This is a genomic window from uncultured Nostoc sp. (assembly GCF_964245445.1).
Lineage (GTDB): Bacteria > Cyanobacteriota > Cyanobacteriia > Cyanobacteriales > Nostocaceae > Nostoc.
Genome location: NZ_CAXTNE010000043.1, coordinates 20381 through 27435 on the forward strand (window position 1 = coordinate 20381; position 7055 = coordinate 27435).

General features: G+C 37.9%; 6 protein-coding genes and 2 pseudogenes. 1 reads left to right on the forward strand and 7 read right to left on the reverse strand.

Annotated elements, in window-relative coordinates; translation table 11 throughout:
- Positions 1–11 precede the first annotated feature (11 nt).
- From ACFE90_RS10400 to ACFE90_RS10420, 5 genes and pseudogenes are all read right to left on the reverse strand, one after another.
- Positions 12–362 (reverse strand): transposase, encoded by a 351-nt coding sequence (locus tag ACFE90_RS10400; protein WP_375500187.1) that lies wholly within the window; start codon positions 360–362, stop codon positions 12–14.
- A gap of 611 nt (positions 363–973) precedes the next feature.
- On the reverse strand, positions 974–1384 hold the full coding sequence (locus ACFE90_RS10405) for a transposase (RefSeq protein WP_375500153.1): 411 nt from the start codon (positions 1382–1384) through the stop codon (positions 974–976).
- A 72-nt stretch (positions 1385–1456) separates the two neighbouring features.
- Positions 1457–2508 (reverse strand): ISKra4 family transposase gene (locus ACFE90_RS10410; protein WP_375500189.1). Its coding sequence is split into 2 segments (ribosomal slippage): positions 1457–2374 and positions 2377–2508, totalling 1050 coding nucleotides; the frame shifts between segments, so codons are not numbered across the junction.
- A 528-nt stretch (positions 2509–3036) separates the two neighbouring features.
- The gene (locus ACFE90_RS10415) at positions 3037–4377 is read right to left on the reverse strand and encodes a hypothetical protein (protein WP_375500155.1); all 1341 of its coding nucleotides are present in this window, start codon (positions 4375–4377) and stop codon (positions 3037–3039) included.
- 129 nt (positions 4378–4506) lie between these two features.
- Positions 4507–4725 (reverse strand): annotated as a pseudogene (locus ACFE90_RS10420) (transposase); the annotation flags it as partial.
- Positions 4726–4972: 247 nt separating this feature from the next.
- On the opposite strand from ACFE90_RS10420, the gene ACFE90_RS10425 reads away from it, so the two are divergent.
- Complete coding sequence (locus ACFE90_RS10425; RefSeq protein WP_375500157.1) at positions 4973–5377, forward strand: hypothetical protein; 405 nt, start codon at positions 4973–4975, stop codon at positions 5375–5377.
- A 170-nt stretch (positions 5378–5547) separates the two neighbouring features.
- Here ACFE90_RS10425 and ACFE90_RS10430 read toward each other — a convergent pair whose 3' ends face one another.
- Positions 5548–5775 (reverse strand): hypothetical protein, encoded by a 228-nt coding sequence (locus ACFE90_RS10430; protein WP_375500159.1) that lies wholly within the window; start codon positions 5773–5775, stop codon positions 5548–5550.
- A gap of 510 nt (positions 5776–6285) precedes the next feature.
- A pseudogene (locus tag ACFE90_RS10435) lies at positions 6286–7055 on the reverse strand (relaxase); the annotation flags it as partial.

Below are 7055 nucleotides of genomic sequence, written 5' to 3' on the forward strand. Positions count from 1 at the left end.
TATAGCATTTCCTAGTCTACTGAGGTACAGTAGCAGCAGTGAGTAAGCCAGCTTTGGATATCTTTTAAAGACACTTTATTAAAAGCTTGTTCAATTGCTTTCGCTAAAGAAAGATAATTTCTAGCACCAATAGAACCTAGTATAATCTTAATTTTTGACCAGCAGTTTTCAATGGGTGAAAAATCGGGAGAGCAAGGCGGTAAATAAATAAGATTTACTCCTGTCGCTTGAATCATTGCTTCAATTTCTTTACCTTTATGAATCGAGCAATTATCCATGACAACAACTACTCCTTTCCAGACTTTAGGAACTAATTTTTGGGAGATAAACGCCTCAAAGGTAAGTCCATCTGTAGCACCAATAAGCTAATTTGAGTAATTACACCTTGGAAACCAATTGCACCAATTAAGGAGACATTTTTTCTTCGTTTAATAGCACGCTCACCTCGCGCTATTTTACCTTTTGGGGCACGCGCGAACAATCGTACTAAAAATAAATTAATACCAGATTCGCCAAGAAAAATAAGGTTTTCAGCTATAATTCCCTAAACCTGTTTCCAAAATTTCACCCTTAGTAATTGAACTTTTTCAGTCTCTTTTTCGGTGGGCTGCATTTAGTCTCTTTTTTCATCAATACCCTTGTACCGCAAGGGTTTCAGTTTTTACGTGCGTTTGCACTGGCGAGTTAATATATCAACTCACCTTTGCGAATTTGCAAAAATATTGCTCGCTTAAAGCAGCATTTAATAGCATATTAGCAGTGTCAGTAGATTTACGATAGTAGAAAAGCTGAAGAAAATAGGAAATTTTTCAAAAACCTGAACCTATCTCACTAATACCAAAATGTGATAATCTACTTTTTGAATAAGAAGGGGTGTATCACTTTCTGATTTTTCACGGGGGAGCATCCCAATTTTGCAAAAATAAAGGAAGAAATATTATTCGCGAGTTTTCATCGCGAATAATATAGGAATTCAATCTTGTGGTTCTTCCTCTTCTTGTTCAGATCCAGAACTAATATCTAGTAGGCAATCGTCAAGTGCAGAAATTATTCTCTGTATCTCATCCCAAATAGAGCGTCTAAAAGCAGACATGACTACATGAAGATGTTCTTGAGTACCAGCTTTGCCTAAATGCTTGTATTTACTCAGTTTTGATGATGTTGCACATTGGAAGTATGGAGTAGTCACTTGTAATTTATAGTACCAATATTTCTTCAGATTTTGCCGGACTTGGTAACGCGCTACCCAAGCCCCAGATGGAGCTAGATTACCCTGCTTTAATAAAAGTGCTTGTTGTTTTTCTAAGGCTGTAATCGTCTTTTTAATCCGCTCAAACCGAGCTATTCTGTCAAGTTCCGTATCGTTGGCTTTTGGTCTAGGCATACAAAGACACACAAATCTATTCGCGATCATAACTCGCGAATACACAGATTGTTTCTGTTTGTGAAATTTATTTTACATGGACGAAGGCGCTAGGAAGCCATTTAAGTAGGCACAACGCAAAGACAGCATCTGTGGTATGAAATCATACTTCCAGCAAGCTCCAACTATTTGTAGTCGCTTATCGATCTGTTTGACAGCTGACTCCACTGCTCCAGAACCAATGGAGCTTAATTGTTCAGATTGGAAATACATATAATTTACCAACCGATGGCGGTGTTTACGTAGATAGTTTATAAACTGGGTTGCTCCCACATATTTACTGTTGTTGAGTTTGGTAATTGCAAGTTCAACTTGTCCGTACCAAAGTTCGGCTTCAATGTCCACCAGAAATTTTTTGGTAGCTTGTATTTTATACAGGTTTTCTTTCAAATGATACCAGTCTAAAATTTCTTGACGAATATCGGAATCGGCAATTAGAGCAAATAGATTCCAAATCCCATCATGTCCATCTCCCAAGCAGTAAAGAGTTTTACCGATGTTTTGACTGTTGACCCAATCCGTCATGGAAAGATTGTCTTGAAAGAATGCTCCGTAATATATCCCCTGTAATCTTCCTGTTTTATATTCTTTCCAATACGCAGGCTTTCCTTTCTCTTGAGAGCGTAACCGTACTTTTCCTCCATCCAAACACACCTCTGTTAATTTCTGTTTGACATTCGGAGGGGATGTATCCACCTTCTGGACTTGGCGATGATAAGTACTATGACCTACTTTTATCCCCGTCATCACCTTTAAGTCTTTTTCTGCATCTTGGAATGATTCATTGGCTGCCAGTAATAAACAGCACTTCTCTAGTAAGGGGCTAAATCTCCTATATGGCTCAATCCCCAGACCTAAGGCTTGTTTTGTACTGATGACAATTTTACCAACACAACTTCTTATGGTTCGGCTGCGTCCTCTGGTTATTCCAGTCTTTTCTCCGACAAAAAAAAGGCGATTTTTGGACTGACGTGTTCCAGAACTTGATCGCGAACGGCTGTTTCTATGCCTTCAAAGGTTTCTATTTTTTCCGAAGGCGTGTTTTTATACAGAATCTTCGCGTAGGCGTAGCCCGCCGCAGGCATCGCTTTTACGTGGGTATCTAAAAGTTCTTTATCTTCCGGGGTCATTGGACAAGATATGCTTCTTGGACATGATTAATTCTGAACTATTCTGGTGGCGATGTACAGTCGCCTTTTATTCGCGAGGATTCATCGCGAATAATCTGGGCTTTTTCCCCTCTTTTTGCAAAATTGGGATGCTCCCTTTCACGGGATGTGGAAAAGAAAGAGTGATTCGCGATCAGTAATTCTCCTTATGAGAATGGTTATCAACATTTTTAGCGTAAAACTAACTGATGGAACATGAAATCTGTTGAGAATATTGCTGAATAATGAATTAAAGGTATGTATAGCTATTTAAAACAAATTGATAGGTATAAGAATCCACCAAGTAATACATGGAATGGGAAAAAATGACCATGTATAGGGGGAGCAGGAGGAGAAGAAACCTGATAGTCTTATTCAGATGCAGGAATTGAGTAATTTAATTTTTGGAAGTCCCTCAATCTACCTTTCAATAGGGTTTGAGACGCGCTAACCCTACTAATTCCCTTACCAGAAGAAGTAACCTAAGTTTTCATTTAGTTTTTGACAAGCATTTACTATAAGTTCATATTCTCCCTGGGTTGTAGCTTTTTGAAGAGAGGGAGAGTGGCGTAATAATCTCTGTGCAAGCTCCGCTTCGACTTTTTTAACATTGTCATGATGAAATGAAATGGAAAATGGATATTCAAAATTCAGAACAATGCGCTTCTTGCCTCTATCTTCAAGTTCTAAAAAAAGAGACACATGCGGTTTTCCCCTTGGAATAGAACCAAACATCTGAGTAATCCACTCATAGGGATGGGGGGGAGTCCAAACTATCTCAGGAGTTTCTTCAAGTGCCTCGAATAGCTCTAAGGAAGTCAGAAGAATAGTTTCAGGTTTGAGGGTTGAATCTAGTAATGCGTGACAAAATCGCCCTTTTGGCCAAAACACCTGATGTCTACAAGCACAAGTACTTTTTTCAACCCAAACTAAGTCATCAGTCCAATAGCGTACAAGGGGATGATAACGAACGAAAGGATAGAGTTCTGTTAAGACTAGTACAGCTAAACCATTTTCAACTGGTTCTTTTGAAAATGGATCAAGGAACTCTGCAATAACTGTTGGTTCAAAACTGTACCTTTCGCAAATAGGACATAATGGAGCCGAGCCAAAAACTTCAGAAAGAGAAAAGTTATCAATCAATGTAGCTTCCCAGGTATCTTTCATAAACTTTCTACTTGCAGATGAAAGAAATCCTCCAGAAAAAATTAGTTTAACATCTGTGTCTTTTGGGTTAATACCATTTTTAATTAGTGCTAGTGTACATAGTACAATGAATAAGTTAAAACCGCTTATTATACTCGCTTTTGGCTCACAACCTGCTATATCAAATTGTTTTTGCACCATGTCCATGAAATGCAAAATACCCCAGTAATCGTTAGATAGATTAATAACTAAATTTCCAGTAGGAATAGGAATGCTAGTACCATGATGTCCATCAGTTTGATTGAGAATTATTCGTTTCCGAGAAATACCTTGATCAATACTACTTTCCTGTAGTTTGATAAAAAATTCTGAGAGAAATTGCAGTTCTTCATTGGTTCTATAACGATACAAAAGTTTTCCTGTAGTACCACGAGTATGATGAACTACCTTGACTGACTCTGGTTGATTGGAATTACTCTCCATGTAACTTTGATAAACTTCACGAAGAATTAATGGTAATAGTCTTAAATCCTCCTGATTCTGCACTTTCTGTGCTATATTTGTTGTCCATTGTTTTGAGTATAAGGGTATATTTGAAGCATTTGAAAGAGTAAGAGTTAAAAGCTTTTGATAGTAATTATTTTTATCTATTTGTAGCATGGATAAAGCACCTCTGTAGCAAAAATTTGGTATTTTGATAACTAAATCGGCGAGATAATTATGGAGTACTTACGCAACTGGCACAAATAGTGGGCAGGGCGCAGTCCTGACACGCGACAATTTAAATAAAACCAAGCACATAAGAATACTTGGGTGTTTCAGTTGCTGAATTAAATAATTAGAAAGCAAGTTATGCTTGATTTGATAAATAGTTTAGCCAGTTATATAGGCTAAATTCTTTAACCTAACCCAAACCAACATTGCACAAGCAATATGATTTCTTTAGAGGCTAGCTTTACGCCACTGACAATATTCAATGCCAGTTAGTTGTTTAATTTCCCTGTGAAACGTAATCATTATTAGGCTTGTAGCTATATGAAAGACCATAAATTGATCCCAGATATGTTAGAAAAATCAATATTTAATGTTAAGTTAATCAAGTCAAAGGAATACAGAGGTTATATATAAGAATCCTACTTGAATCTTGCTCAGTATACTGAGAAGTCAAGCTTTGTATGTCAAGCTTCTAGGCAGCTTGATTGTTCAAAAATCAAATAGGAGTCCCATAGCATCTAAAAAACGATATTTCTATGAGGTGAGAGTCCAATTATTAACTACTAAAATCGGTATTCTAGTTGAATTTGTGTTTTTACCAGGTAGCGCTTCAGATGTATGTGCGTTAAACGCTTTACCGTTAAATCTATCGCCTCAAAGCGTTGTATATGGCGATTCGGCGTACACCGATTATACTGCTGAAGACGACCTTGAACACAGCAGCCAAATATTCTTAAAAGTCATGTGGAAAAAGAATTCCAAGCGTCAAGATGAACCGTGGAAACAGTATATTAAGCAGCATACCAGGCATTACATTGAAACAGTGTTTAGTAGCATCACTTATGTTTTCCCAAAGTCGATTCATGCTTGTACCTATGAAGGGTTTTTACTGAAGCTGCAAGCATTCATTTTGGCATTTACCCTTCAACAAGCATTCATTAAATAATTTAAATATAATAATAATTTTTATTTCGTCACTTTTATTTTAAATTTCGATAATGTTGTGGAAGCGCGACGCGCTCCCACAACTTTGAAGTGTGCAATCGCATTCAGTAGTAAATTTGTATTCCATAACCCGCAACTTGGGTTATTAGGTTTTGACAATTCAATCTATCACTATATTCTATCTGCTCTCTCAGCAATCGCTGCAACAAGCTGGGTTCCCTCAGATCTAAGTACAGAACTTACCAAAGCAGCTGATTCATTTGCTATCATATATTCCATAGTTTCTTTATCAAAATTAGCATCAGAAAGTTGCTTATAAATTCTAACCAACTCATTCATATCTATAAGATTTTCAAGGGCGGCAGCTTGGAATTGTGGCTGCGGTGATTGACTTGTCATAGTTTTAGCTCCTTTTGAATTTGTATCAGGTTAACTCAGAGGATGTTTGAAAAGTCCTCCAGCGTGTGTTTCACTACCCTGGCTACCGAGAAACTGCTACGAGAGAATCGGAGTTATGGGATTTGAGTCGCACCTCTGAGTCGCATTTGAGGCTCAAGCCGACCCTTCTCAAACATCCTCTAACTTAACCTATCTGAAACAATGTAATTACAATTACTAATACTATAGCCCACATTCCGCACTTAAAATACATTAATTAATGTTTCAAATAATATTACCAAGGCTAATGCACGTTATTCCTGAAACCCTTGCTAGAGATGGATCTTGACGAAAAAATAAGCTAACTAAAAAAACGCAGAAACCCTTGATATTAAAGAATTCTTATAGTTTAGATGCGTTTGCCCTGTGTCTGCCGCTACCTGTAACAATCTGGGTGGCTCAACGGTGGATTTGTGACAGTGGCAGACACTGCTCTTGATTGGGCGCAGCGGTTAAGAGTTGCGCCATCACCTAGAGAGAGATCCCTTTACTTTGTCTTCTTTCTTGTTGCTGTTTTTCTTCTATTATTTGTTGCAATACGCGCTCTGCTTTTTGCCAAAGCTGAATATCTTCTCTTTCTACTGACCCCACATTAATCGGTGAATATTCAAGCTCACCTGACTGGTTTCGGTTGACTGACACTCGAAAAATTTCACCTCGTTCATCATGGGTAAATACCAATTCTCTACCCTGTTTCTCCAGAGTGGCACGTTTGAATCTAAGGCTATTCTCACCGCTTTCTCTTAATTGCCAGTTGATTAACTCAACAGCAATAGGCACTGCTACAGCTAAGAATTCTGATTCAATACGCTGCTTTTGGTCAAGTGACTGTTCTGGTTCTGACTTTTGAGTTGCCAGTTGATTGCTAGCGATAAGTACCAATTCTCTGGCTTCATCTTGTGTCCATCCGGCTGGACTGGCTTGGAGAATTTCTTCAACATCTTGGGGTAGTTTGTTATCTAATAGCGCCCTAATAGCAATTTCTTTATCTCGGTCAGTCACTAATAAGTTTTGCAAGTCAGCGCTGTAATACTTGTATAACTCGGCTCTTAGATTATCTTTTAGCTTTGGTTTATCTGTGGTTATAGTTGGAGTTTGATTAAGAGCAATTGCGTCTACTGTTTTTTGCGATCTATGCAGTTGCTCCAAATAAACAATCGCTGCTTCCAGGTCGTCGAATATGGTTCTTCCGGCTGATAGCTGCTGATATTGAGAAAATTGTTGCGTTAATTCTAATACTG

Coding starts and splice junctions, on each gene's coding strand:
- ACFE90_RS10430 (WP_375500159.1), bottom strand. CDS start 5,775: ATGACAAGTCAATCACCGCAGCCACAATTCCAAGCTGCCGCCCTTGAA.
- ACFE90_RS10415 (WP_375500155.1), bottom strand. CDS start 4,377: ATGCTACAAATAGATAAAAATAATTACTATCAAAAGCTTTTAACTCTT.
- ACFE90_RS10405 (WP_375500153.1), bottom strand. CDS start 1,384: ATGCCTAGACCAAAAGCCAACGATACGGAACTTGACAGAATAGCTCGG.